Raw genomic sequence first — 25,234 nt, 5'->3', positions numbered from 1 at the left:
TTTTGTGTGTATATGAAGGGCTGCGTCCTCTGTCAGGGCAGACGGCGCAGCAATAAAGCGATCAGCCGGGACAGGCCCACGTCATATAAAACGAAGACCAGATTTCCCAGCCCGTACAGCACGGGCAGGCCGGTCATCCAATTAGGCAGGACGGGGAAGATCAGCTGCTGGAACAGCGCCACGAACCCCGTAAGCACCCCGTTGAAATAAATCAGCTTCAGGGCCCACTCCGCCCACCGGCGGTCCATGGACTCCAGCCGGGCCTTTACCACGGGATACAGTCCGAAAAAGGCCAGATACAGGGCGGCGACCCCCTTGTCTGGGGTCAGCAGCAGTCCCAGTGTGCCGGAGGCGGCCCAGCACAGATAGCCCGCCGCTCTCCCCGCCGTCAGTACCGCCGCCACTGGGCCCAGACCCGCCAGTGCGGCCAGACCCAGCCGGCCCGAGGGGGCCATCCCCGCCACCCACAGCAGGGCCAGACTTACCGCCGCCAACACTCCGCCCAGGGCGGTGCGGCCGCTTCTGCCCCGGGACATTTTCGTGCGCATTCAGCAGGAACCTCCGCCGCACAGGCAGTTCAGACACAGCATGGTGGTGCAGCAGTCCAGGCCGTCCACTGTGGTGCCGGTGCCGTAGGGCCGATAGCCCCCGCTCCGCTGCTGGAGCATGGCCAGGGCCTGGCGATACTCCATATTTCCCGGCTCCATCTGCACGGCCAGGGTGAAATTCTGGGCCGCCTCGTCCAGCCAACCCTTGCGATAGGCGATGCTGCCGCTGAGAAAATACCACTCGCCGCTCTTCTGGGGCACCTCATACAGCAGGCGCTCCGCCCCGGACAGGTCCCCGGCGTTGATCAGGTTCCGCACCCGGGCATAGGTGGGATTGCTGCCCGCCCCGCCGGCAGAATAGCCGGTCTGATAGGCCCCGCCGTAGCTGCCGCCGGCGGGCTGCTGCTGATAGCCGCCGCCCCCGGCGCGCTGCTTGGTGATGGCATCATAGGCCTCGTTGATCTCTTTCATTTTCTCCTCAGCCAGGTCGGCCAGGGGGTTATTCTGATAGTTGTCCGGGTGATACTTCCGCGCCAGCTCCCGATATGCCTTTTTGATCTCGTCGTCGCTGGCGCTCTGGCTCACGCCCAGGACGCTGTACGGGTCTTTCATTGGCCTCTACTCCATATCTTTTGTTTTTTTATCTCGGTCCAGCTGCCATCAAATACGGCCCGCTGCACCAGGGGGAGCCCCAGATAGATCAGATTCTCCAGCAGGGCCGTCCGGCAGCCGAAGTCCCCCAGCTGAAAGGCCGCGCCGATGCGGTCCAACGAGGCATCCAGCGTCTGCTTCAACAGTCCGTCGTTCCCCTTCGGGCCGAACCGGGCCGCCACGGGGTTGTACCGCCTGTCAGCCAGGTCCTCCGCCAGGTCGTCCCGGGCGTCGATCAAATAGATCCAGCGGCCCAGGTGATAGAGCAGCTGCTCCAGCACCCGGTATCGGGGGTCCTCCGCCGGAGCGGCGCTTTGCAGCAGCCTGGCAAAGGTGTCCGCCGCCCGGTCCATAGAGGGGCAGTTTTCCCGTTCCAGGGTGTCCAGCTCCTCCAGGCAGGTCTTCACCGTCCGGTCAAACTCCGGCCTTGACCGGGCCGCCTTGCGGTAGGCCGGGGTCAAAAGTCCTCCCAGGAGTCGGGCAGGCAGTCCGCCCAGCTTGTCCCCGTCCTTCGCCGCATCCTGCAGCTGCCACCAGGCCAGGATCACGCTCTCGTCCGCTGCCAGCTCCAGGGCGGGGCTGTCCGGGCACATGGGCTTTTTCACCAGCAGGTTGGCGTGACACCGGCCCCGGCAGGGGGCAAACGTCTCCTCCGGCTGCCACAGCAGCAGGGCCAGAAAGGTGAAATCAAAATTCAGCAGCATGGGGGCGATCAGGCCGAAGCGCCGCCGCAGGCAGCGGCACAGGCCACAGTAGGTGGCCCGGTAGAGATCAAAGTCCCTGCACTTTAGCTCCGGCCGCACTGGGCGAACATAGCCAAACACGCCCTTAGCTGCGGGTAAGCCGCTTCAAGATTTGAAACTCCGGCTTTTGGCTGCGGGTCATAGCCCGATTGAGCAGCACGGCGGGGAGAAAGCCCACCACCAGCCCCACAGCTGCCGTGAGCATGGCGGCCATATCCCCCAGCTTCAGCAGACTTTGCCCCAGGACATAGCCCAGGCCCAGGCCCACACAGGGCAGCAGGAACACGATGATCGAGGTGCTGATATTCCGCCCGTCGGCGGGGGTCACCTCCACCACGTCCCCCTGCTTGGCTCCCACCGAATTACTGGCCAGGGCCAGGATCTCTTCCTTTGGCTTCTGGCCGCATCCGGCGCAGGCCCCGTCGCAGTGCAGGCCGCACTCCATCTGCCGCAGCAGAGAGACCTCTGCCACACCGTCGCTGATGATTTTTTTTACGATCGCATTTTGAACCATGGTTTGCCTCCAATGAGAATTACCGCTAAGATACGCCGCCTTACCGGCTGACGTTGACGACTACGGTATAATCGCCGATCACACCCACTGAGCTGTCGGCATTGAGATAGACCTTTACTTTGGACGCAGGCACGGAGTAAAGCCCCGTAAAATCCACGTCAGACAGGTCGGCCACAATACTCAGCTGGCTGGCATCGATATTGTTCAGATCCTCCTGCTTCCCCCGCACCTTCACGGTGCGCACCTGGGTGGCCAGGGTCACCTGGTAGCCGTCGGGGATATTCACCATCTGGATGTTGTCCACATCAAAGCTGCGGGTATCCAGGCCGTTTACCGTGACGGTGACGGTGGCGCTGGTGCTGCCGGTGACGTTCTCCAGACTGGCATCCAGGTCGATGGGGAAGGTGAAGGTGTTGGTGCCCACCACCTTGGACAGGTCCACGCTGCCCAGGGATATCTCGCTCAGGCTCTCCATGTCGCTCTCTGCGCCGGAGACCATCAGAGACTTGGGATTGATCTCATAGGTGATGTCGTCAATAGTGGCTCCCCCGCCGGGCTGGAAATTCACTGTCAAGGGGACATCCTTTACAACGACCACCGGCAGGACTACATAGGCGGTGGGAGAGTCCAGGGCGACCTCTGCGTCAGTGATCTGTTCCCCATTTTCATCCAGCAGGATCAGGGGCAGGTCCCCGGCAAAACGCTGGTCCAGGTCTTCCGTCTCCAGCACGGCCACTACCTTTTTCACCCGGCTGACCTGCTCGGCAGGTCCGCTGACCACAACGGTCTCCGGGTTGATGGCGGGGGTCCCGGCCTGATAGCCGTCGGCCACCGTGCCCTTGAGCTGGAATTCTACGTTAAAGGAACTGGTATATAGCTTCTCCACCGTCACTGTAATGGTCTCCGGGTCCCGGTCGATGGTGACGATGCTGTCTGTATTGATATTTACCGGCCAGTTGGGGGTATATACCAGTTTATTTTCCCCCTCGGTGCATTTAGACACGTCCAGCGTTACCGACAGGTCCTTTCGGCTGCGGGACAGACTGTCCAGCACGCTGGCCGGACCCTCTATACGCAGGTCCACCGTGCTCTGGGACAGGTTGGCCACGGTGAGTCCCTGGCGGGTGAGGACGGTGCTGCCGGTGATCTCCACGGGGACGTGGTAGAACCAGCTGGTCTGCGACGGGTCCAGTTCCGCCCGGACATACAGCCAGAACAGCACGGCCAGCAGCACGGACATGAGGATGTTCAGCCACTTGCTCTCTCGGATGTGCTCCATCATTGCTGGTCCCCCTCCTTCCGGCCCCAGCCAAACAGCTGATTGAACAGGGTGATCTGGGAGGGCTTCTTCTCCTCCTGGGCATCGGACATCAGCTCGTTATGCAGCAGGCGTTTCAGCGTCTCCGGGGCCAGATGCCGCTTGAGCATCCCGCCCACGGCGGCGGAGATGGAGCCCGTCTCCTCCGACACAATGACCACCACTGCGTCAGAGTGCTCGCTCATGCCGATGCCCGCCCGGTGGCGCATCCCTAAGTCCCGGCTGAGGTTCACATTGCCGGACAGGGGCAGCATACAGCCCGCCCCCACGATGCGCCCGTTGCGGACGATGACCGCCCCGTCGTGGAGAGGCGCTTTGTTCCAGAACAGGTTTTTCAGCAGCTCGCTGGACACGGCGCAGTCCAGGGCGGTGCCCGTTTTGATCACATCGTCCAGCAGGTTCTGCCGTTCAAAAACCATCAGGGCCCCCACCTTGTCCCGGGACATGTCGGTATAGGCCTCCACGGTCTGGTCGATGGCAGACTCTAAATCCATGGGAGAGGTGCGGGAGGCGGCGAATACCTGGCCCAGGCTGCTGCTGCCCATCCGCTCCAAAAAGCGCCGGATCTCCGGCTGGAACAGGATGACCAGCACCAAAAAGCCCCATTCCACCAGCTTATTCAGCAGGAAACTGGTGGCCGTCAGATGCATGGCGGAGGACACCCACATGGAAAACATCAAAATCAGGATGCCCCGCAGCACCCGCCCGGAGCTGGTCTTGCGCAGTATCCACAGCAGGCGGTGGATCGCCAGGGACAAGATGGCGATGTCCAGAATATCCGCCACGCCCACCCGGATCACGGGCAGACTGGATTGCAGAAACATCTGTACGCTGTCCAACACGCCCCTCTCCCCCTCTCGTGACCATTCTCCTCTCCCCGGGACCAAATAGCCATACGGGGAGATTTTATTCATAAATTGTATTATACGATATTCCGCCCCGCTTGGCAACACGAAACCGGGACAGGAAGATGAAAATTTCTTAAACTTTTCGTTTCTATGCAAAAAGCAAGGAGGGACGAGCAACTCCTCACTCATCCCTCCTAACTCCTCTCTCTGTCACCGGGTCATGGCCCGCACTGTCTGAAGAAAGCGCTCCACCTCCCACTCCCGGCTGAAGGCGGACAGGCTGGCCCGGACGGTGCCGGTGTCCAGGGTCCCCGCCGTCCGGTGGGCCAGAGGCGCGCAGTGGAGCCCGGCCCGCAGGGCAAAGCCCCGGTCTGCCAGGGCCTCTCCCACCTCCTCGCAGTCCCGGCCCGACAGCCGGAAGGACAGCACCCCCGTCTGATTTACCCCGCCGGTGGCATAGAAGGTCTGCACCCCCGGCATCTCCCTCAGGCCCTCCCCCAGCTGTCGGAGCAGATGATGCTCCCGCCGGGCGATGGTCTCCGGCCCCAGGCGGCGAACAAAGCGCAGGCCCTCCCGCAGTCCGGCGATGCCGGGGATGTTATGGGTACCCGGCTCGGCCCGGTCCGGGAGAAAGTCGGGCATCTCCTGGCGGACAGACTCGCTGCCCGTGCCCCCCTGGAGCAGAGGCTCCGGCATTCGGCCGCACAGCAGAAGGCCCGTCCCCTGGGGCCCATACAGTCCCTTGTGTCCGGGCATGGCGATAAAGTCCGCCCCCAGAGTCTGAAAGTCCAGGGGCAGCACTCCCGCCGACTGGGACGCGTCGATAATCAGGGGCACCCCACGCTCCCTGCACAGGCGGGCGATCTCTTCCATGGGCAGAATATGACCGAACACGTTGGACACATGGGTACACACCGCCGCCTCCGCCCCCTGGTCCAGCTGCGCCCGAAAAGCGGCAGCCATGGCCTCCGGCTGAAACAGCGGAGCCCGGGCCACCAACAGCTGCGCCCCCAGGGCATGGAGGGGCCGGGTGACGGCGTTGTGCTCATAGCCGGACAGGGCCACCCTGGCCCCGGGCCGCACCAGGGTCTGGATGGCCAGATTCAGGCCATGGGTGGCGCTGGCGGTGAAAACCACCTGCTCCGGGGTGGGCACGCGAAACAGAGCGGCGGCCTCCTCCCGGCAGGAAAAGGCTAAGCGGGCTGCCTCCATGGCCGGCCGGTGTCCGCCCCGTCCGGGACTGGCCAGCCGGCGGATGGCCCGGGCGGCGGCGACGGCCACTTCCGGCGGCTTTTGCAGGGTGGTGGCTGCGCTGTCCAGATAGATCACAGCTCCACCTCCTGATAGCTGCCCGCTCCGGCGGTGATGAAAATGCGTTTGGGGGTCAGGTCCGCCCGCTGGAGCACCAGGAGGGCCTCCGGCAGACTGCGCTGGGAAATTTTCACGGAATGGCTGCACCCCTCCCCCGCAATGCTCTTTGGCGAACGCAGGACCCGGGCCGTGATTCCCGTCCGCTCCAAAGCGGCTGCGGTCCGCTGGGCATAGGTCAGGGAGCGGCATACAATGAGATAATAGAGCATAACTCTGGTTCCTTTCTGCGGGGCGGCCTGTGCCGCCCTTTTGTGGAAGGGGCTGCGCGGAAGAGTTTCCTCTCCGCTCTCATGCTATGCCGTCCGGTTCCGTCCCGTGCCGCCGGGGAGAAAAAACAGGCTGTCCCCCGGGTACAAACCCGAAAGACAGCCTGAAGGATCTACTTTTGTATTGGCTCCAGCAGAGCCACTGCGTGGGCGGCCATACCCTGACCCAGGCCGGTGAAGCCCAGGCCCTCCTCCGTGGTGGCCTTCACGTTCACCTGCTCCGCCGGCACATCCATATGCCGGGCCAGGTTGTCCCGCATCTGACCGATATGGGGGGCCAGCTTGGGCCGCTGGGCCAAAATTGTGGCATCCACGTTGCCCACCTGCCAGCCCTTTTCGTGCAGCAGGGCCATCACATGGTCCAGCAGGGCCAGGCTATCCGCCCCGGCATAGGCTGGGTCGCTGTCCGGGAAGTGGCGGCCGATGTCCCCCAGCCCGGCGGCCCCCAGCAGGGCATCCATCACCGCATGGGTGAGCACGTCCGCGTCAGAGTGGCCCAGCAATCCCTTTTCAAAGGGGATGTCCACCCCGCCCAGGATGAGCTTTCGGCCCTCCGTCAGCTTGTGTACGTCATAGCCGTGTCCGATGCGCATGTTCAGCTTCCTTTCACTCGGTTTTCTAAAATGGCCTGCCCCAGCAGCAGGTCAAAGGGGGTGGTGATCTTGATATTTTCCCGGCTGCCCTGGGTCAGGGTCACGGGCATCCCCAGCCGCTCTACGGCGGCGCAGTCGTCGGTGAGATTCTCCCCGTCGGCAATGGCCTTCTCCAAAGCGGCCCGGATGAGTCCGGCCTCAAATATCTGGGGGGTCTGCACCGCCCGCAGGTCCTCCCGGTCCACTGTGCCGGTGGACACGCCGTCCTTTATGCGCTTGATGGTGTCCGTCACAGGCAGAGCCGGGGCCGCCGCCCCTGTCCGGGCGGCCTGGGCCACTGTCTCCTCCAGGATCTGGGGCGGCAGCAGGGGCCGGGCCCCATCATGGATGGCGATGAGCTCCGCCTGGGGCGACACCTCCCGCAGGCCGGCCAGCACGGAGTTGGTCCGCTCGCTGCCCCCGGCCACCACCTTTTTCACCTTGTCCAGGCCGTACTCCTTACAGAGACGGCCTACCTCCACCAGCAGATCGGGCCGGGTGACCACCACGATCTCGTCCACGGCGGGGCTGTCTTGAAAGACATACAGGGTGTGCGCCAGCACAGGTAGCTCCCCCAGGGGGGCCAGCACCTTGTCGATGCCGCCCATACGGCGGGCGGAGCCCGCCGCTACGATCACCGCGGCGCAGGTCTGGGCTGGCTGTTTTTTTGCAAAGATGGACCTCAGTCCTGCCATATCGTTTTCCTCCAAATTTCGGTGCGAACAGTAGAAAAGGAGCCGTCGGCTCCTTTCCTTCGTATCACGGTATGTACCACAGCCCCGCATTATGCCAGGGCGGTGTCCAGCTGGGCCTCCACCGTCTCATAGCTCAGGCTTTTGGACAGTACCAGCTCGGAGATCAAAATCTGCCGGGCGGAATGGAGCATCTTCCGCTCCCCCGTGGACAGGCTCCGCTTGGCATCCCGCAGGGTGAGGCCCTTGACTACCCGGGCCACCTCCAGCAGGTCACCGCTTTTCAGCCGCTCCATATTCTCCCGATAGCGGTGATTCCAGTTGGCGGTCATCTCCACCTGGATCGACGGAATGGCAGCCAGTACCCGGTCAGCCTGGTCCGGGTCTACTACCGGACGCACGCCAATCTCCTCGCTGCCCTGGGTGGGGATCATCACGATCATGGAGCTCTTCGCCAGCTTCATAATGTAGTACTCCTGCACCACGCCGCCTACTTTCTTCTGCACCACGCTCTCCAGCACGCCGGCACCGTACATCGGATGCGCGACCTTGTCCCCAATTTGGAACGACATTTTGCACCTCCACTTCGTCCAACAGCCTAAACTACCTGAATTTTCTCCTTTATTATAGCAATTTAAACCGATTTTTGCAAGCAAAACTAAAAATTTTACATGAACGGACGAAATTTCGGCAGAAAAACGAAAAAATATCCCGGCCGTTGCGACAACAGCCGGGATATTTGGTGTTTTGTCGGAAAAACCGGGAGAGGATCACTCCTCGTCCTGGCCCTGCTCCTCCAGCAGAGCGCGGATGGACAGGGAGATCTTCTTGTTCTCCATATCCACGTCGGTGATCTTCACGTCCACCTTATCGCCCTCGGCCAGCACGTCGCTGGGCTTGTCGATGCGGTGATCGGCGATCTGGGAGATGTGGATCAGGCCGTCCACGCCGGGCACGACCTCGGCAAAGGCGCCGAAGGTCATCAGCTTGACGATGCGGACGTTGGCCACGTCGCCCACCTGGTAGGTGGAGGTGAACACGCTCCAGGGGTCCTGGCTGTGGTCCTTCATGCCCAGAGAGATCTTCTTCTTCTCCTTGTCGGCAGAGATGACATACACGTCCACGGTGTCGCCCACCTTGACCACCTCGGAGGGGTGCTTGATGCGGCTCCAGGACAGCTCGGAGATGTGGACCATGCCGTCCACGCCGCCGATGTCCACAAAAGCGCCGTAGGAAGTCAGGGACTTCACGGTGCCGGTGTAGTGCTTGCCCTCTTCGATCTCGGCCCAGACCTTCTCAGCGGCGGCGGCCCGCTCGGCACGGGTGACACGGCTGATGGAGCCCACCACACGGCGGCGGGCACGGTTGACCTCGGTGATGATCAGGCGGACCTTCTGCTTGACCAGCTCGCTCATAGGAGTCTCGCGGGGCAGACCGGTCTGAGAGGCGGGGACGAACACGCGCACGCCCTTGACAGAGACGACCACGCCGCCCTTGTTGTCCTCGGTGACGAAACCTTCCATCACGGTCTCGTTCTCCTTGGCGGCCTCGATCTCTTCCCAGCCCTTGACCATGTCCAGACGCTTCTTGGACAGCTTGACCATGCAGTCACGGTCGCTGACCAGCATGACGTAGGTCTCGATCTCGTCGCCGACCTTCACCACGTCCTCAGGCTTCACGCTGGGATCGTCGCTCAGCTCGGACAGGGGGATGTAGCCGGGGTACTTCACGCCCAGCTCCACCTCGATCTCCGTGGGAGTGATCGCAACGACTTTGCCCTTGACCTTATCCCCCGTATTTAAAGTTTTGATCGACTCCTCCAGCATCTCAGCAAAGGACTTTTCGATCTCCATGTTTTCTTCGCTCATTTTGTCATAGACCTCCTTTATTATCCACGCGGGCGTTGAGGCACCCGCCGTGATGCCGACCACATTCGCCTGGGACAAGGCGGATGGCTCTAAATCCGCCGCCCGCTCGATCAGGCGCACGTCCGGGCAGCTCTCTCTGCAGATCTCTGCCAGACGTTTGGTGTTAGAGCTCTTTCCGTCGCCAATGACCACCATCAGGCTACATTGTTGGGCCAGCCGATGGGCCTCTTCCTGGCGTTTGGATGTCGCTCCACATATTGTATCAAAAAATTCTGCGTTTGTACACTCTTTTTTTGCTTTTTTCACGCAGTCATCCCAAATTTTCCGGGTGGACGTAGTTTGGGAGACAAAAGTAAGGGGCAAATTCCGGCGTTTTTCGTCCTGAACCAGCCATTTTTCCAACTCTTCCGCCCCAGAAACCACAACTGGGTGACTGCACCATCCGGCGATGGCCGTCACCTCCGGGTGGTCCGGCGTGCCCACGATCACCGGCTGACGGCCCGTTTCTTCGGCCTGGGCCACGATCTGATGGATGCGGGTGACGTTGGGGCAGGTGGCATCCAGTATCTCCACCCCACGGGCCCGGAGCTGGTCATAGACCGTTCTTCCCTCCCCGTGGGAGCGGATGATCACGGCACTGCCCTCGGGCACGTCCTCAGGCCGCTCCACCGCCGTCAGGCCCTTTTCGGCCAGACGGGCGATGACATCCTTGTTGTGGATGATGGAACCCAGCATCACGCAGGGCCGCCCCTCCTCTGCCGTCCGCTCCGCCAGCTCCACCGCCCGGCGTACACCGTAGCAGAAGCCGGCAGATTTGGCTAACACGACGCTCACGACTGTCCCTCCCCCAGGGCGCGGACCCGGTCCATCAGGTCCCCGGTGATGGCATCCAACTCCTCCGGCGTGGGCTTGCGCCCGGCGTACTGGGGGTGATAGGGCTGGCCGATGACCACTGCGTTCCGGGCGAACAGCCGCTTTTTTCGCTGGATATAGATGGGCACCAGGGGTACGCCGGTGCGGGTGGCAAACATGGCCGCCCCCGTTTTGGCCGCCACATCCTCCCCCTCCCGGACCCGGGTCCCCTCGGGGAACATGAGCAGCTTGTTTCCGTCCTTGAGCAGCTTCAGGGCGGTCTTTACCGCGTGCATATCCGCGTGTCCCCGGTCTACGCCGAACACGCCGCCCTTGCCCAAGATCCAGCCGATGAAGGGCACCCGCATGATCTGTATCTTGGCCATGGCCCGCATGGGATACCGGCGGCCAAAGGCGAACACCACATAGAAGGGGTCGCCGATGGTGGTGTGGTTAGGGCACAGCACCGCCGCACCATCCGGGATATTCTCCCGGCCGATGACTTTCAGGGGCCGGAACAGGTTGAAGAAGGGCCAGATCACCGCATAGAGGAAGTGGAACCAGCGGTCAGTGACCTTGTCCTGAGGATTTTTTTCCATCTCGTTCATCGGTCCGTCCGCTCCTTAATGGCGGCCAGCAGGGCCTCCAGGCTCTCCTCCAGGTTCAGTCGGGTGGTATCCACCAGCACCGCATCCTCCGCCTGACGCAGGGGGGCCACAGGCCGGTTCCGGTCCTGCTCGTCCCGGCGGATGATGTCGTGGAGAATGGTCTCATAGTCGGCCTTCTCCCCCCGCAGCTCCAGCTCCCGGGCCCGTCGGTGGGCGCGGGCCTCCGGCGCGGCGGTGAGGAATATCTTCACGTCGGCATCGGGCAGGACCACCGTCCCGATGTCCCGCCCGTCCATGAGCACGTCATGCTCCCGGGCCTGGCGGCGCTGAAAGTCCAGCAGAAATTCCCGCACCTGGGGAATGGCCGCCACCTGGGAGGCAGCGCCGGACACCCGGTGCTGCCGGATGGCATCAGATACGTCCTTCCCGTCCAGGAACATCCGCTGTCCTCCGTCGGGGCCGTGGTCCATCTTCACGTTCAGGCCATCCAGCAGGGGGACCACCTGCTCCGGGTCTGCGGGATCAGCGGACGACTCCAGCGCCTTTAAGGCCACCGTGCGGTAGATAGCCCCGGTGTCTACATATAAAAATCCCAGCCGCTGGGCCGCCTGGCGGGCCAGGGTGCTCTTTCCCGCGCCCGCGGGACCGTCGATGGCGATGCTGATATGCTTCATGCCTTTTCGCTCCAAAACTTTTATTGTGTTTACAGGCCGTCCTGCAGCCGCTCTGCGGCGCTCTCCCCCGCCGCCCGGCCGGTGGCCCAGGCGATCTGCAGGTTAAAGCCGCCGGTGTAAGCGTCCACGTCCAGCAGTTCCCCGGCGAAGTACAGCCCATCCGTCTTTTTGGATGCCATGGTCTTGGGGTCCACCTCTCCCACCTTCACGCCGCCGGCGGTGATGATGGCCTCGGCAATGGGACGGGGGCCGGACACGGGGATGCGGAAGCCCTTCAGGGTCTCCAGCAGGCGGCGGCGCTCCCCCTTCGTCAGGTCGTGGGCCTTGCGGTCCGGGGGGATCTCCGCCCGCTGAAGCACCACGGGGATCATCAGCCGGGGCAGCAGCGTCCCCATGACGTTGGCCATGTCCCGGTTGGCGTTGGCCGTCAGTTCCCGCACCAGGCGGGCATCCAGGGCGGACTCCTCCAGGGCGGGCTTTAAATCGATGACACAGGTATACTGGTCTTTGTCAAAGCTGCGCATGTGGGCGCTGGCGGACAGGACCAGGGGGCCGGACAGCCCGAAGTGGGTGAACAGCAGCTCGCCCAGCTCACGGTATACTATTTTACCTTTCCGGTTCTTCACCGTCAAGACCACGTTTTTCAGGGCCAGGCCCTGCATCTGTCCGCAGCAGGGGTCGGAAGATTCCAGCGGCACCAGAGACGGGGCGGGCTGGACGATGGTGTGTCCCGCCCGGCGGGCCAGGTCATAGCCGTCCCCCGTGGAGCCGGTGGCGGGATAGGACGCCCCGCCAGTGGCCAAAATCAGGGCGCGGCAGGGAAACTCCCCCTGGTCGGTGACAAGGGCGGTCACTTTTCCCTCTTCTATGTTCAGGCCGGTGGCCCGAGCCTGGATCACGGGGACCTTCAGCCGCCGCAGCTCGAAAAACAGCGCGTCGATGATGTCAGCGGCCTTGTCCGAGGCGGGGAACACCCGGTTGCCCCGCTCCACCTTCAGCTTCACCCCCAGGTCGGTGAAAAAGCGCTCCACGTCGGCGGGGGTGGTGCGGCTCATGGCGCTGAACAGAAAGCGGCTGTTCCGGGGGGTGGAGGCCAGGGCCTCCTCCGGGGTACAGTGGTTGGTCACGTTGCAGCGGCCCTTTCCGGTGATATACAGCTTACGCCCAACCTTTTGGTTGCGCTCCACCACGCACGCGTCCGCCCCCATGCGGGCGGCGGAGATGGCGGCCATCATTCCGGCGGCCCCGCCGCCCACCACGATCAGATCATGTCCGCCCGTCACTCCTGCACCTTCTCATACACGCCGTAGTCCTCCCAGATGCGCTCCAGGGTCTGGAAGGTGTTGGCCAGGTCGTCGTTCTTCGCCCGGCTCACCGCCACCAGCAGGGCGTTTACCAGGGAAAGAGGCGCTACAAGGGAGTCGCCGAAGGAGGCCATGTCGCTGCGGGCCTTCAGGGTATACTTACAGATGGGTGCCAGGGGGGATGCCTCGCTGTCGGTGATGGCCACGGTGGTGGCCTTCCGGTCCCGGGCAAAGCTCATGGCCTGGACGGTGCGGCTGGAGTACCGGGGGAAGCTGACCCCGATGACCACATCGTCCTCCCCCACCCGCAGCAGATGCTCGAACATTTCGCTGGCAGTGCCGGCGGTGACGTTGACCACGTTGTCAAAAATCAGGTTGAAATAAAAGCCCAGGAAAGAGGCGATGGCGGCGGAGGAGCGCACGCCGATGATGTAGATGCGCTTGGCGGACACAATGGCCTTCACCGCATGGTCAAAGGCGTCCCGGTCCAGCTCCTCCAGGGTCAGGCGGATCTTCTCCATGTCCGACTGCAGGACCATGGACACCAGGTCCTGGTCGCCGATGCGGTCGTTGGTCACCTCGATGCGCTGGACGGAGGTCAGGCGGTTGCGGATCATTTTTTGCAAGGACTTCTGCATATCCGGGTAACCGTCATAGCCCAGCTCAGCGGCGAAGCGCACCACGGTGGATTCGCTCACGCCCACTTTCTTTCCCAGGCGGCTGGCCGTCATAAAGGCGGCCTTGTCATAGGACTCCAGAATAAACGCGGCAATGCGCTTTTGGCCCTTGGAAAAGGTATTCATATTTTCCTGAATCAACGCAAGAATATCTTGATTCATATTTCATCATCTCCAGACTTTCTCCAAAACAAAACAAAAAAGTGCTCATTGTTATCTTACCGTGTTCCCAGAAAAAATGCAAGTGCTTTTTGCAGGAATTCCATCTTCTCTGCAAAAAGCACCGGTTTGGGCCAAAATAGGCCGCTGTTTTGTTCATGGCATCCGGTAAAATTTCGTCCGCAGTCAGCGCAGCAGGGCGAGCTCCGCCTCCGTCAGCCTGCGCCAGGCCCCGGGGGCCAGGGCCCGGTCCAGGGTCACCTGGCCCTCCCGCACCCGCTTGAGCCGCTTTACCGTCAGCCCCGCCTGGGCGCACATTCGCCGCACCTGGCGGTTCTTTCCCTGGTGGATGATGATGGACAGCTGGCTCACGCCGCCGCTGGTCCGGCCCCGGCGTACCTGGGCGGGGGCCAGGGGCTCTCCGTCCAGCTCCATGGGCCCGGACAGGATGGGCAGGGCCCGGTCCACGTCCCCCGTCACCCACACCAGATATTCCTTCTCCACCTGGTGGCTGGGGTGGATGAGCCGGTGGGTCAGCGCCCCGTCGTCGGTGAGCAGCAGCAGCCCCTCCGAATCCATGTCCAGCCGCCCCACGGGCCATACCCGGCAGCCGCAGCCGGACACCAGCTGGGCCACTGTCTTTCGGCCCTTCTCATCGGACAGGGTGGACACATAGCCCCTCGGCTTGTTCAGCATGAGATAAGTCCGCTGTTTGTCCTCTTCTTGGGGTAGCGGGCGGCCGTCCACCAGCACCTGGTCGCGGGATAAGTCGGCCTTGTCCCCCAAGGCGGCTACCCGGCCGTTCACCGTGACCCGGCCCGCCGTGATCCAGTCCTCCGCCCCCCGGCGGGAGGTCAGTCCGCTGGCCGAGATCAATTTTTGCAGCCGCTCTTCCATGGTTCATCCTCCGGTCATCGTTTTGGCAGCGCCGCCCAGCCGCTCTTGCAGCCAGGCCAGCGGCCCCCGTCTGGGCGGGGCCAGGTCGGGCAGAGCCGCTCCCGTCTCCAGTGGGACGGCGGCAAGCGCTGCGCCTTCTAACTCATATACGGCTCGCCCCAGAATTTCCCCCGCCGCCACCGGGGCGGTCAGGGCGGTCCGGTCCAGCTCCAGCCGCAGCCGGGGCTGCTCCCCCTGTGCCAGACACAAGGCGGCCCCCTCCCCCGCCACGGCGGGGCAGAAGGGCAGCAGGCTGCCGCCCACGGGCAGACGGCACAGAGTCTCCCCCGCCCGGACCACCTGCTCCATAGCAAAGCGCCCAAAGGCCCAGTCCAGCAGAGCGATGTGGTCGGCCCAGTCGTCCGGGTCGTTCAGGGTGACGCAGATGAGGGTCATCCCCTCCCGCTCTGCGGCGGAGACCAGGGTGCGCCCGGCCTTTTTGGTGTAGCCCGTCTTCATCCCAAGGCAGCCGGGACAGCGCCACAGCAGCTTGTTGTGGTTCACCAGGGCCCGCCCCTCTAAGGTGATGGCCCTGGTGGAGACGATTTTGGCAAGCTCCGGCTGGGCCAAACAGGCCCTGGCCAGCAGGGCCATGTCATAGGCGCTGGACCAGTGCCCCTCGTCCGACAGGCCGCTGGGGTCGGAAAAATGGCTGTCTGTCATGCCCAGCCGGGCGGCCCTCTCATTCATCCGGGCGATAAACTTTTCCCGGCTGCCGCCGCACCACCCGGCGATGGCCTCCGCCCCGTCGTTGCCCGAGCGGAGCAGCAGGCCGTACAGCAGGGTCTCCAGGCGTATGTTTTCCCCCGGGGTCAAGTAGAGGGAGGAGCCCTCGATCCCCGTCCATTCCGGCCGGATGGTCACGTTCTCCTCCAGGTCATGCCCCGACTCCAGGGCCACCAGGGCGGTCATCAGTTTGGTGATGCTGGCGATGGGCCGCCGCTGGCGGGCCTGCTTTTCATACAGCACCCGGCCGGTCTCCGCCTCCATCACCACGGCGCTGGCGGCGGAGCAGTCCACCGCCCCCGCCCGGGGTGCCCCGGTCCACAGCAGCAAAAGAGCCGCCGCAGCCCACACATATCGCTTCAATGCGGTCACATCCTTTTTCTTCCGCTCCCGGTTCTCTTTCGGGAGCCATTCAGATGTGGTTAGTATGGCGGGGCGGCGGTCTTTCTATTGCAGGCAGTTTCAGTCGGCCAGGTCCGCCGTTTTCTCCTTGCGGTCCTGCTGGTCCTTGATGAAGTTGGTCACCTTGTCCACCACCTCGGGCACCGCTTCGATGACCCGGTCCGCCGTGGTGGCGGGGGGCGGAGCCACGGGCAGCAGCTTCACGCCGCCCTCCCGCACCACCAGAAAGGCCACCGGCTCCAGCTTGGCGCTGGCTCCGCTGCCGCCGCCGAAGGCGTTGTCTCCGGCGGGCTGCTTTTTGGTGGTGAACTCCGTGCCGCCCCCGGCCACGCCGAAGGACAGCTTAGACACGGGGATCAGCGTCACCCCGTCCGCCTGGATGGGCGCGCCCACAATGGTGTTGGCATCGGCCATGGCCCGGACACTGTCCAGGGTGGTGCGCATCAGTTCGCTGAGAGGATGGTTGTTTTCCATGTTTAAGCCGCCTTTCTCTGCTGCTGTTTTTTCTCATTTTTCACCTGCAGGATCTGGTTCAGAACTTTCAGGCCGAAGAACAGTCCCAGCCACAGGGCCTGACCCAGCCGGATGGACAGCTCCGCCCTGGCGTACAGGGCGGGTTCCTTCCGGTCAAAGTCCAGATCCACCCGGGCGCGGCCGTCCTTCACCCGGAAGGCCCGGACCAGGGGTGTCCAGAGGGCACCCAGAACGGCGTTGGCCCGGCCATAGGCCATGGCGGCCTCTCCCGGGTCCTCCGTCCCCACCTGAAGCTCCAGATACAGGGTGTTCAGATAGATGGCCCCCCACACCCGCCGGGCGCAATCCAGCACCGTGGGCAGCAGAACCTTGGCATAGGCCAGGCTGCCGCCCAGGGTTGGCTTTTGTCTTTCCGGCTTAGCCTTCTGGGGCCGCTCCGGTTTTTGGGGGGATTTTTCTTTTCTTTGTTTTTGCGTTTTCTGCTTTCGGGGCAGCAGTGTGATCCGCACCGGCCCAAGCCGCAGCCACAGCGAAGCCCCGGTTCTGCTATACTCCCCGCCGCCGCTCAGGGGGATGTACCCCAACAGAAACAGCAGCGCCAGGATGGCAGCGGCGATGATCAGGCCCCTCACGGCATCTGTTCAGGGAGCGTCCCCGCCTCCAATTCCTGTTCCTCCTCCAGGCGGTGGATGGCCGCCTTCAGGTCCAGGGTGGTCTGCTCCCCCTCCTCAGAGAGATCGGGCAGCGGCGGCAGTCCGTCCAGATCGCTCAGTCCAAAGGAGCGCAGAAACGTCTTGGTGGTGCGCAGCAGCACGGGCCGCCCCGGGACGGACAGCCGCCCCGCCTCTTCGATCAGCTCCCGTTCCAGCAGCAGGCCCACGGTATAGGCGCTGTCCACGCCCCGGATCTGGTCGATATAGGCCCGGGTCACCGGCTGGAAATAGGCCACCACCGCCAACACCTCCAGGGCAGGCTGAGACAGCTTAGGGGGCTTTCGGCTCTCCAGGGTGCGGCGGATGAGGTTGGCCTGCTCCGGGGCGGAGCAGAGCTGATAGCTGCCCTCCAGCCGCAGCAGCCGGATACCCCGCTTCTCCCTCTCATACTCCTCCGCCAGATCACAGGCGGCCCGGTCCAGGGTGGCCCTGTCAGTCTCCAGCCCCAGGCACAGCCGCTGGGCGGTCACCGGCTCTCCGGCGGCAAAGAGGACGCCCTCCAGGGCCCGTTTCAGTTTTCCGTATTCCATCCAGGGGCCTCCTCTCTTCTGTCAGCCGTTGTTCTCTGGCCCGCTCGGCGGCGGGTTTTCTACATAGGTCACGGTACAGTTCTCCCCGTCCCCGGACAGGCGGAGCCGGTGGTTCTTGCACAGCTCCAGCACCGCCAAAAAGGTGGCCACCACCTCTGTACGGCTGCGGGCGGGGCGAAACAGGGCCCGCAGGCCAGCCGAGCCCAGCTCCAGCAGCCGACGGAGCACCTCCCCCGCCTTTTGGGCCACGGGATAGGGCTCCCGGCCCACAATGCCATGAAAGGCGTTTATGGGTGGCACCTTATCCCCGCCCCGGCGGAGGATGTCTACCATAATTCGATACAGGTCCTGCCCTGAGTGCCCATAGCGCACGTTCCGGTCCGGTGTCAGCACCTCCGGTGTCTTGGTCAGATAGTCCCGGCCCCGCTGAAAGTCCTCCTCCAGCTGGGGCAGGACTTTTCGCAAACGGAAATAGTCCTCCTGCCGCTGGTGGGCCTGCAGGGTCGCAATGAGCTGTTCCAGCTCGGACAGTGCCTCCTCGTCGTGGATGGACAGCAGCATCCGGGTCTTGATATACACCAGGTGGGAGGCCATGGCTACAAACTCGCTGGCCACCTCCAGATCCAGCTCCCGCCGCCGGTCCATCCAGGCCAGATATTGGTCCAGGATCAGGGAGAGCTGAATGTCCTGTATCTCCATCTTGTTCTTGGCCAGCAGGTGGAGGATCAGGTCCAGGGGACCCACAAAGTCCTCCATCCCGGCTTCCTTTGCCTTTACCACCCCTTCCAGGTGGTAGACCGGTCCGTCCAACGGCTCACCTCCCACAAAACATCGGCTTGTTTTGTCAACAGTATACCAGAATCGCTTCTTAAACACAAGAATCATTTGCCGCCCCAACACCTGTTCCCAGATGCGGGGCGGCAAAAAACCTCTGTTCAGTTCGGCTGGACGGCGGCAAAGATGACATTGAGCAGCTCCTGCCGCCCGTCCCCCTTCTCGGCGGAGAAGGGGATGACGGGCACGTCCTCCTCCAGCTCCAGGGTCAGGCGCACCCGATCCAGGCTGGGCTGGACCTCGCTCTTTTTCAGCTTGTCCAGCTTGTTTGCCACCACCACCATGGGGCGGCCCGTGTCTTTAAACCACTGGGCCATGGTGCAGTCGTCCGCCGTGGGCTTGTGCCGGGCGTCCACGATCATCACGCCCAGGGTCATCAGCTCCGGGTGGGCGAAATAGGTCTCCATCAGCTTGCCCCACCGGTCCCGTTCGCTTTTGGACACCTTGGCATAGCCATAGCCGGGCAGGTCCACCAGGTAGAAGGTCCCGTCGATCTTGAAATAGTTGATGTGGATGGTCTTGCCGGGGGCGGCCCCCACCCGGGCGAAGTTCTTCCGGTTCAGCAGCCGGTTGATTACCGACGACTTGCCCACGTTGGACCGCCCGGCAAAGGCGACCTGGGGCAGTCCGTCCCGCAGGAAGTCCTTGGGGGAGGCGGCGGAGAGGATAAACTCCGTTTTTTGTAAATTGACAGCCATAGCTCCTCCTTACTGGCGCAGGCGGGAGGCCGCACTCCCCCGCTCCGGGGGCAGCATGGTCTCCGGCTCCGCCTTGGGCGTGTTCTCCTTCTCCCCTGCGTTCAGGGCAGGCAGGGCGATGGCCAGCACCTGGTCGGCCTGCTCCACCAGATGGAACTGCAGGGCACCCCGCACCGTCTGGTCGATCTCCTCCAGGTCCTTTTCGTTGTCCGCCGGGATGATGACCGTGCGGATGCCGTTTCGGAAGGCGGCCATGGTCTTTTCCTTCAGGCCGCCGATGGGCAGCACACGGCCCCGTAGGGTCACCTCCCCCGTCATGGCCAGACCCCGGCGCACCGGGACCCCGGTGAGGGCGGAGACGATGGCGGTGGTGATGGCGATACCGGCGGAGGGCCCATCCTTTGGCACGGCCCCCTCCGGGAAGTGGACATGGATGTCCTTCTCCTTATAGAAATTCTGAGCGATGCCCAGCCGCTCGGCCTGGCTGCGGATAAAGCTTAGGGCCGCATGGGCGGACTCCTTCATCACGTCGCCCAGGTTGCCCGTCAGCTCCACCTTGCCGGAGCCGGGGACCACGTTCACCTCCACCTCCAGCAGCTCGCCGCCCACGGAGGTCCAGGCCAGGCCGTTGACCACGCCTACCCGCTCCTCCAGAGCCTGGCGCTCCGGGAAATACCGGGGCGCACCCAGATACTCGTGCAGGTCCTTCTCCGTGATTTTTACGGTCTTTTCCCCGTCCACGATCTTCATGGCAGCCTTGCGGCAGATGGCGGCCAGCTTGCGCTCCAGCACACGGACGCCCGATTCCCGGGTATAGGCGGCCACGATCTCCCGCACCGCCCCGTCAGACACCTTCACCTGGGCATGGGTCAGCCCGTGGCGCTTGAGTTCCTTGGGCAGCAGGTGGTGCTTGGCGATCTGCAGCTTCTCCTCGTCGGTATAGCTGGGCAGCTCGATGACCTCCATCCGGTCCAGCAGGGGCCGGGGGATGGTGTCCAGGGTGTTGGCCGTGGTGATGAACAGCACATCGGACAGGTCGAAGGGCACCTCCAGGAAGTGGTCCCGGAAGGTGGCGTTCTGCTCCCCGTCCAGCACCTCCAGCAGGGCCGAGGCCGGGTCGCCCCGGTGGTCGTGGCCCAGCTTGTCGATCTCGTCCAGCAGGATCAGGGGATTGCAGCTGCCCGCCTGGCTGACGGCGTTGATGATCCGGCCGGGCATGGCCCCCACATAGGTCTTGCGGTGGCCCCGGATCTCCGCCTCGTCACTGACGCCGCCCAGGGAGATGCGGGCCAGCTTGCGGTTCATCGCCTTTGCCATGGACATGGCGATGGAGGTCTTGCCCACGCCGGGGGGGCCCACCAGACACAGCACCTGGCCCTTCAGCTCCGGGGCCAGCTGCTTGACGGCTACGAACTCCAGAATCCGCTCCTTCACCTTGTCCAGGCCGTAGTGATCCCGGTCCAGGGCCTTTTTCACGGCGGCCACGCTGACCTTCTCCTTGGTGGTCTTGCCCCAGGGCAGCTCCAGACACACGTCCAGATAGCTGTGGAGCACGCTGGACTCCGAGCTGCCGAAGGGCTGCTTGGCCAGCCGGCCCAGCTCCTTGTTCAGCTTCTCCCGCACCTGGTCGGGGAGCTTGGCCTTGGCGATCTTCTCCCGGTATTCGGCGATCTCGTCGCCGCCCTCCCCCTCACCCAGCTCGTTCTGGATGGCCTTCATCTGCTCCCGCAGGAAATAGTCCCGCTGCTGGTCGGCCATCTGCTCCCGGGCCTTGCTCTGGATCTCTGCATCCAGAGAGAGGATGTCCACCTCCCGCTGGAGCAGCTTATACAGCTTTTCCAGCCGACGGACCGGGTGCAGCTCCTCCAAGATCTTCTGCTTGTCGGCGCTGCGCATGGCGATGTTCTGGGCGATATAGTCGGCGATATAGCCCGGCTCCTGACTGGCCAGCAGGTGGACGATCAGGTCTGGAGAAACTTTCGGAGCCAGCTCGCTGTACTCCTGGAACAGGTCATAGGTGGCCCGCATCAGGGCCTCCTGACGGGGGGTGGGCCGGTCCGGGGCCTCCTCCTCGGGAATTTCCTGCACCTGGGCCTTCAAATAGGGGGCGGAGGCGGTGAGCTGGATGAGCCGCCCGCGGCTGTGCCCCTCCACCATCACCCGCATGTTGTCCCCGGGCATCCGCAGGATCTGCCGGATGTTGGAGATGGTGCCCACGGTGTACAGGTCCCGGCCGGAGGGCTCCTCCACCGAGATATCCTTCTGGGCCACCAGAAACACCGGCTGCCCGGCGGACATAGCATCCTCCAGGGCCTTGACGGAGATCGCCCGAGCCACCTCGAAGTGGATCATCACGTTGGGGAACACAGTGATGCCCCGCAGCGCGATGACCGGCATGGTGGACACATTGGATAATTCAAACTCTTGACTCATAGTCGATTCACTTCCCTTCAGGGGTATGGCAAAAAGACATCCCGTGCCCGCCGGACCGGGGGCGCTGCGGGATGTCTTCTCTGCATGTTTTCGTCTGTCAGCCCACGTTGGAGCCGGGGATACCGGTCCCGCCGTTCTTAGCCATCAGGGCTGCACGGCCCAGCCGGGGACGCTGGGTACGCTCCGGGTCGTGGGTGAGCTCCGGGGCAGCGCCTTCGGTAAAGCAGTCGGCGTGGACGGTCACCTTGGTAATGGTGGGGTCAGAGGGCACGTTATACATCACCCTGGTCATGACCTCCTCCAGCACCGCCCGCAGGCCGCGGGCTCCGATGCCCCGGTCCACCGCCCGGTCCGCCGCGGCCTTTAGAGCCTCGCCGTCGAAGTCCAGCTCCACCTGGTCATACTCCATCAGCTTCTGATACTGTTTCACCAGGGCGTTTTTGGGCTCGGTGAGGATCTGGACCATCATGTCCCGGTCCAGGGAGTCCAGGGTGGTGATGACAGGCAGACGGCCCACCAGCTCGGGGATGATGCCGAATTTCAGCAGGTCCTGGGGCTGGATCTCCTTCATCAGCTGACCCACATTCCGCTCCTTCTTGCTCTGGATCTCGGCGCCGAAGCCCATGGACCGCTTGTCCAAACGGTTTTCGATGATCTTGTCGATGCCGTCGAAGGCGCCGCCGCAGATGAACAGGATGTTCTTGGTGTCGATCTGAATGAACTCCTGGTGGGGGTGCTTCCGCCCGCCCTGAGGGGGCACATTGGCCACGGTGCCCTCCAGGATCTTCAGCAGGGCCTGCTGTACGCCCTCGCCGGACACATCCCGGGTGATGGAGGTATTCTCGCTCTTCCGGGCGATCTTGTCCATCTCGTCGATGTAGATGATGCCCCGCTCGGCCAGCTCGATGTCATAGTCGGCGGCCTGGACCAGACGCAGCAGAATGTTCTCCACATCGTCGCCCACATAGCCCGCCTCGGTGAGGGTGGTGGCATCGGCGATGGCGAAGGGCACCTTCAGCACCCGGGCCAGCGTCTGGGCAAACAGGGTCTTGCCGCAGCCGGTGGGGCCCATGAGCAGGATGTTGCTCTTTTGCAGCTCCACTCCCTCGGCATCCCCGAAGTAGATGCGCTTATAGTGGTTATATACGGCCACGGACAGGGCGATCTTGGCCTGCTCCTGGCCGATGATATATTGATCCAGCACGGTGTGGATCTCTTGGGGCGTGGGGATCACATCGGGCATGCCGCTGCTGCCGGGCTCGTCCACCGGCTCATAGTTGTCGTCCAGAATGCCCATGCACAGCTGCACACACTCGTTGCAGATATAAACACCCGGCCCGGCGATGAGCCGCCGGACCTGATCCTGATGCTTGCCGCAAAAGGAGCAGCGGATATTTTTCTTCTCGTCGTTACGCGCCATGGATACACCTCTTAAAATTCCTATGGAAATCTGCGCCGGACCGGGCAGGAGAAGGCACTCCTCTCCTCCGCTCCGGCGCGCTGCGGCACACCGCCCTTAGCGGTGGTCGATCACCTTGTCGATGAGACCGTACTCCATGGCCTCCTGGGCGGTCATAAAGTTGTCCCGCTCGCAGTCGGCCCGCACCACGTCCAGGGGCTTGCCGGTGTTGGCGGCCAGGATGCCGGTCAGACGGGTCTTGACGATCTCCAGCCGTTTCAGGTGGATGGCCATATCCGTGATCTGGCCCTGGGTCCCGGCGGAGGGCTGGTGGATCATGATCTCTGCATTGGGCAGGGCCAGGCGCTTGCCCTTCGTCCCGGAGGACAGCAGGAACGCGCCCATAGAGGCGGCCATGCCGATGCAGATGGTGGACACGTCGCACTTGATATACTGCATGGTGTCGTAGATGGCCATACCGGCGGTGACGGAGCCGCCGGGACTGTTGATGTAGAACTGGATGTCCTTGTCCGGGTCCTGGGCCTCCAGATACAGCAGCTGGGCCACGATGAGAGAGGCGGTGGTGTCGTTGACTTCCTCAGACAGCATGACGATCCGGTCGTTCAGCAGCCGGGAAAAGATGTCATAGGACCGCTCGCCCCGGTTGGTCTGCTCTACTACATAGGGAACTAAGCTCATAAATTTTACTCCTTTTTGGGTCGTGATACCAAAGTATACCCCCGGTGAGAGAAGTTGATTCCTCTCTGTGCCCGTCAATATGAAGATACGGACGCGCCCGGGGCGGTGCAGGGCCGCCCCGGGACGTGATTGAGATGTTACATCGGACCTTTCAGGGCCGTTTACTCAGCCTTGGGCTCCTCGGTCTCCTCAGTCTTCTTCTTGCGGGTGCGCTTGGGCTTCTCCTCGCCCTCGGTCCCCTCAGCCTTCTCGGTCTTCTTGGCGGCGGCCTTCTTCTTGGCCTTGCCCACCTTGGCCTCGGCGATGACCAGATCGCTGGCCTTTCTCAGGCGCAGGTCCTTCTTCAGGTCCTCGACAGGCACAGCGGCCTTCACCTGCTCGACATCAATGTTATACTGCTTGGCCAGACGGTCGATCTCAGCCTGGACCTCCTCGTCGGTGACCTCGATGTTCTCAGCATCGGCCACGGCGGTCAGGGCCAGCTGCATCTGGACCTGGCGCAGCGCGGAGGGACGGGCGGACTCCCGGACGATGTCGCCGTTGACACCCATCATCTTCTGATAGTCCTCCATGGAGATGCCCTGGCTCTGCAGACGCATGGCATAGTCCTCCATCAGGCGGTCCAGCTGCACGTCCACCATGCCGTCGGGGATCTCGCACTCCATGTTCTCGATCAGCTGCTCCAGCACCTGGTTCTCAAAGTCGGCGTCGGCCTGCTTGCTGCGGCGGTCGGCGATCTTCTCGGCCAGGCTCTTGCGGAAGGCATCCATGGTCTCGAACTCGGACACGTCCTTGGCAAACTCGTCGTCCACCACGGGGGCCTGGGGCTCCTTGACCTCCTTGACCTTCACGTGGAACACAACGGCCTTGCCGGCCAGACCGGGGTGATAGTCCTCGGGGAAGGTGATGTCCAGGTCCTTCTCCTCGCCGGCCTTGGCACCCACCAGCTGCTCCTCAAAGCCGGGAACAAACATACCGGCACCCAGCTTCAGGTCATAGTTCTCGCCCTTGCCGCCATCAAAGGCCTCGCCGTTGTCAAAACCCTCGAAGTCGATGACCACGGTGTCGCCGTTCTGGGCGGCGCGGTCCACGCTGACCAGGCGGGTGGCCCGGTCGATGTAGGGCTTGAGCTCCTCGTCCACGTCCTTGTCGGTGACCTTGGCCACGTCCTTGGAGGCGGTCAGGCCCTTATAGGTACCCAGCTTCACCTCGGGGCGGACAGAAACCAGTGCCTTGAAGGTCAGGCCGTCCTTGCCCACCTCCACGATCTCGATTTTGGGATAACCCACGTCATCCAGCTTCTGCTCCTCCACAGCCTGGGCATAAGCGCCGGGATAGACCTGGTTGATGGCCTCTTCATAGAACACGCCGGTGCCGTACATGCCCTCGATGATCTTCCGGGGGGCCTTGCCCTTGCGGAAGCCGGGGACACCGATATTCTTGCGCTCCTTCTCATAGGCCTTCTGAACAGCGGCCTCAAACGCGTCGGCCTCGACCTGGATGGTCAGCTCGACCGTGCTCTTCTCTTTCTTCTCAACACTGGTGACCTTCATTTTGTCAAATTCCTCCTGTCGGCGTGTCATACGCTCCAACAGCGGAACGACATCGCCTTTTTACTTTCGCCACGATATTCTATCAGATATCCTGTGGTTTGACCAGACTATT

Annotated in this window: 27 protein-coding genes; all 27 read right to left on the bottom strand. The window is 63.1% G+C overall.

All coding sequences use genetic code 11. The annotated features are described in order from the left end of the window. Positions 1–32 precede the first annotated feature (32 nt). The 27 genes from H8S55_RS07065 to tig all read right to left on the bottom strand — a co-directional run bounded on the left by H8S55_RS07065 (position 33) and on the right by tig (position 25,122). Positions 33–548: a hypothetical protein gene (locus H8S55_RS07065; protein WP_186878384.1), complete on the bottom strand. Its 516-nt coding sequence runs from the start codon at positions 546–548 to the stop codon at positions 33–35. Further along, positions 549–1,160 (bottom strand): J domain-containing protein, encoded by a 612-nt coding sequence (locus tag H8S55_RS07060; RefSeq protein ID WP_186878383.1) that lies wholly within the window; start codon positions 1,158–1,160, stop codon positions 549–551. It lies immediately after the preceding gene. After that, complete coding sequence (locus tag H8S55_RS07055) at positions 1,157–2,023, bottom strand: DUF5685 family protein (RefSeq protein ID WP_186878382.1); 867 nt, start codon at positions 2,021–2,023, stop codon at positions 1,157–1,159. The genes H8S55_RS07060 and H8S55_RS07055 overlap by 4 nt, the downstream gene beginning before the upstream one ends. Positions 2,024–2,027: 4 nt before the next feature. After that, positions 2,028–2,456 carry a SoxR reducing system RseC family protein gene (locus H8S55_RS07050; protein ID WP_186878381.1) on the bottom strand — a complete coding sequence of 143 codons (429 nt, stop codon included), beginning with the start codon at positions 2,454–2,456 and terminating at the stop codon, positions 2,028–2,030. A 40-nt stretch (positions 2,457–2,496) separates the two neighbouring features. Continuing rightward, entirely contained in the window at positions 2,497–3,738 is a 1,242-nt protein-coding gene (locus H8S55_RS07045) for a CdaR family protein (protein WP_186878380.1), read from the bottom strand. Then, positions 3,735–4,616 (bottom strand): diadenylate cyclase CdaA, encoded by an 882-nt coding sequence (gene cdaA, locus H8S55_RS07040; RefSeq protein ID WP_366467547.1) that lies wholly within the window; start codon positions 4,614–4,616, stop codon positions 3,735–3,737. The genes H8S55_RS07045 and cdaA overlap by 4 nt, the downstream gene beginning before the upstream one ends. Before the next feature lie 216 nt (positions 4,617–4,832). Then, positions 4,833–5,951 carry an aminotransferase class V-fold PLP-dependent enzyme gene (locus H8S55_RS07035; protein ID WP_186878379.1) on the bottom strand — a complete coding sequence of 373 codons (1,119 nt, stop codon included), beginning with the start codon at positions 5,949–5,951 and terminating at the stop codon, positions 4,833–4,835. After that, on the bottom strand, positions 5,948–6,202 hold the full coding sequence (locus tag H8S55_RS07030) for a putative Se/S carrier protein (RefSeq protein WP_186878378.1): 255 nt from the start codon (positions 6,200–6,202) through the stop codon (positions 5,948–5,950). Before H8S55_RS07030 ends, H8S55_RS07035 begins: the two co-directional genes overlap by 4 nt. 170 nt (positions 6,203–6,372) lie before the next feature. Beyond that, on the bottom strand, positions 6,373–6,852 hold the full coding sequence (gene ispF / locus H8S55_RS07025) for a 2-C-methyl-D-erythritol 2,4-cyclodiphosphate synthase (protein WP_147562374.1): 480 nt from the start codon (positions 6,850–6,852) through the stop codon (positions 6,373–6,375). Between the two features lie 2 nt (positions 6,853–6,854). After that, entirely contained in the window at positions 6,855–7,586 is a 732-nt protein-coding gene (gene ispD, locus H8S55_RS07020) for a 2-C-methyl-D-erythritol 4-phosphate cytidylyltransferase (protein ID WP_186878377.1), read from the bottom strand. A gap of 89 nt (positions 7,587–7,675) precedes the next feature. Further along, positions 7,676–8,155 (bottom strand): CarD family transcriptional regulator, encoded by a 480-nt coding sequence (locus H8S55_RS07015; protein ID WP_147562376.1) that lies wholly within the window; start codon positions 8,153–8,155, stop codon positions 7,676–7,678. A gap of 198 nt (positions 8,156–8,353) precedes the next feature. Further along, the gene (locus H8S55_RS07010) at positions 8,354–10,285 is read right to left on the bottom strand and encodes a bifunctional 4-hydroxy-3-methylbut-2-enyl diphosphate reductase/30S ribosomal protein S1 (RefSeq protein WP_186878376.1); all 1,932 of its coding nucleotides are present in this window, start codon (positions 10,283–10,285) and stop codon (positions 8,354–8,356) included. Then, positions 10,282–10,911: a lysophospholipid acyltransferase family protein gene (locus tag H8S55_RS07005; RefSeq protein ID WP_243200510.1), complete on the bottom strand. Its 630-nt coding sequence runs from the start codon at positions 10,909–10,911 to the stop codon at positions 10,282–10,284. Before H8S55_RS07005 ends, H8S55_RS07010 begins: the two co-directional genes overlap by 4 nt. After that, complete coding sequence (gene cmk, locus H8S55_RS07000) at positions 10,908–11,585, bottom strand: (d)CMP kinase (RefSeq protein WP_186878375.1); 678 nt, start codon at positions 11,583–11,585, stop codon at positions 10,908–10,910. Before cmk ends, H8S55_RS07005 begins: the two co-directional genes overlap by 4 nt. A gap of 29 nt (positions 11,586–11,614) precedes the next feature. Further along, positions 11,615–12,868, bottom strand: coding sequence for a BaiN/RdsA family NAD(P)/FAD-dependent oxidoreductase (locus H8S55_RS06995; RefSeq protein ID WP_186878374.1), 1,254 nt, complete (start codon positions 12,866–12,868; stop codon positions 11,615–11,617). Beyond that, entirely contained in the window at positions 12,865–13,728 is an 864-nt protein-coding gene (locus tag H8S55_RS06990; protein WP_147562380.1) for a MurR/RpiR family transcriptional regulator, read from the bottom strand. The genes H8S55_RS06995 and H8S55_RS06990 overlap by 4 nt, the downstream gene beginning before the upstream one ends. A gap of 183 nt (positions 13,729–13,911) precedes the next feature. Continuing rightward, complete coding sequence (locus tag H8S55_RS06985; protein WP_186878373.1) at positions 13,912–14,622, bottom strand: pseudouridine synthase; 711 nt, start codon at positions 14,620–14,622, stop codon at positions 13,912–13,914. A 3-nt stretch (positions 14,623–14,625) separates the two neighbouring features. Then, complete coding sequence (locus H8S55_RS06980; protein WP_186878372.1) at positions 14,626–15,759, bottom strand: D-alanyl-D-alanine carboxypeptidase family protein; 1,134 nt, start codon at positions 15,757–15,759, stop codon at positions 14,626–14,628. A 90-nt stretch (positions 15,760–15,849) separates the two neighbouring features. Then, entirely contained in the window at positions 15,850–16,263 is a 414-nt protein-coding gene (ytfJ, locus tag H8S55_RS06975; protein WP_147562382.1) for a GerW family sporulation protein, read from the bottom strand. Positions 16,264–16,265: 2 nt separating this feature from the next. Continuing rightward, complete coding sequence (locus H8S55_RS06970; protein ID WP_186878371.1) at positions 16,266–16,895, bottom strand: DUF2953 domain-containing protein; 630 nt, start codon at positions 16,893–16,895, stop codon at positions 16,266–16,268. Then, positions 16,892–17,506 carry an SMC-Scp complex subunit ScpB gene (scpB, locus tag H8S55_RS06965; RefSeq protein WP_186878370.1) on the bottom strand — a complete coding sequence of 205 codons (615 nt, stop codon included), beginning with the start codon at positions 17,504–17,506 and terminating at the stop codon, positions 16,892–16,894. Before scpB ends, H8S55_RS06970 begins: the two co-directional genes overlap by 4 nt. Positions 17,507–17,527: 21 nt before the next feature. Then, entirely contained in the window at positions 17,528–18,316 is a 789-nt protein-coding gene (locus H8S55_RS06960; RefSeq protein ID WP_243200509.1) for a segregation and condensation protein A, read from the bottom strand. Positions 18,317–18,441: 125 nt separating this feature from the next. Further along, on the bottom strand, positions 18,442–19,038 hold the full coding sequence (gene yihA, locus H8S55_RS06955; protein WP_186878369.1) for a ribosome biogenesis GTP-binding protein YihA/YsxC: 597 nt from the start codon (positions 19,036–19,038) through the stop codon (positions 18,442–18,444). A 9-nt stretch (positions 19,039–19,047) separates the two neighbouring features. Then, positions 19,048–21,471 carry an endopeptidase La gene (gene lon / locus H8S55_RS06950; protein ID WP_186878368.1) on the bottom strand — a complete coding sequence of 808 codons (2,424 nt, stop codon included), beginning with the start codon at positions 21,469–21,471 and terminating at the stop codon, positions 19,048–19,050. 97 nt (positions 21,472–21,568) lie between these two features. Then, entirely contained in the window at positions 21,569–22,891 is a 1,323-nt protein-coding gene (clpX, locus tag H8S55_RS06945; RefSeq protein ID WP_147562386.1) for an ATP-dependent Clp protease ATP-binding subunit ClpX, read from the bottom strand. A gap of 96 nt (positions 22,892–22,987) precedes the next feature. Continuing rightward, entirely contained in the window at positions 22,988–23,569 is a 582-nt protein-coding gene (clpP, locus tag H8S55_RS06940) for an ATP-dependent Clp endopeptidase proteolytic subunit ClpP (protein WP_147562387.1), read from the bottom strand. A gap of 161 nt (positions 23,570–23,730) precedes the next feature. Next, the gene (gene tig, locus H8S55_RS06935) at positions 23,731–25,122 is read right to left on the bottom strand and encodes a trigger factor (RefSeq protein WP_186878367.1); all 1,392 of its coding nucleotides are present in this window, start codon (positions 25,120–25,122) and stop codon (positions 23,731–23,733) included. Positions 25,123–25,234 lie beyond the last annotated feature (112 nt).

The organism is Flintibacter faecis, assembly GCF_014287875.1.
GTDB classification, from domain to species: domain Bacteria; phylum Bacillota; class Clostridia; order Oscillospirales; family Oscillospiraceae; genus Lawsonibacter; species Lawsonibacter faecis_A.
The sequence above is the reverse complement of the archived record's forward strand: the minus strand, read 5'-3'. Positions and strand labels throughout refer to the sequence as shown.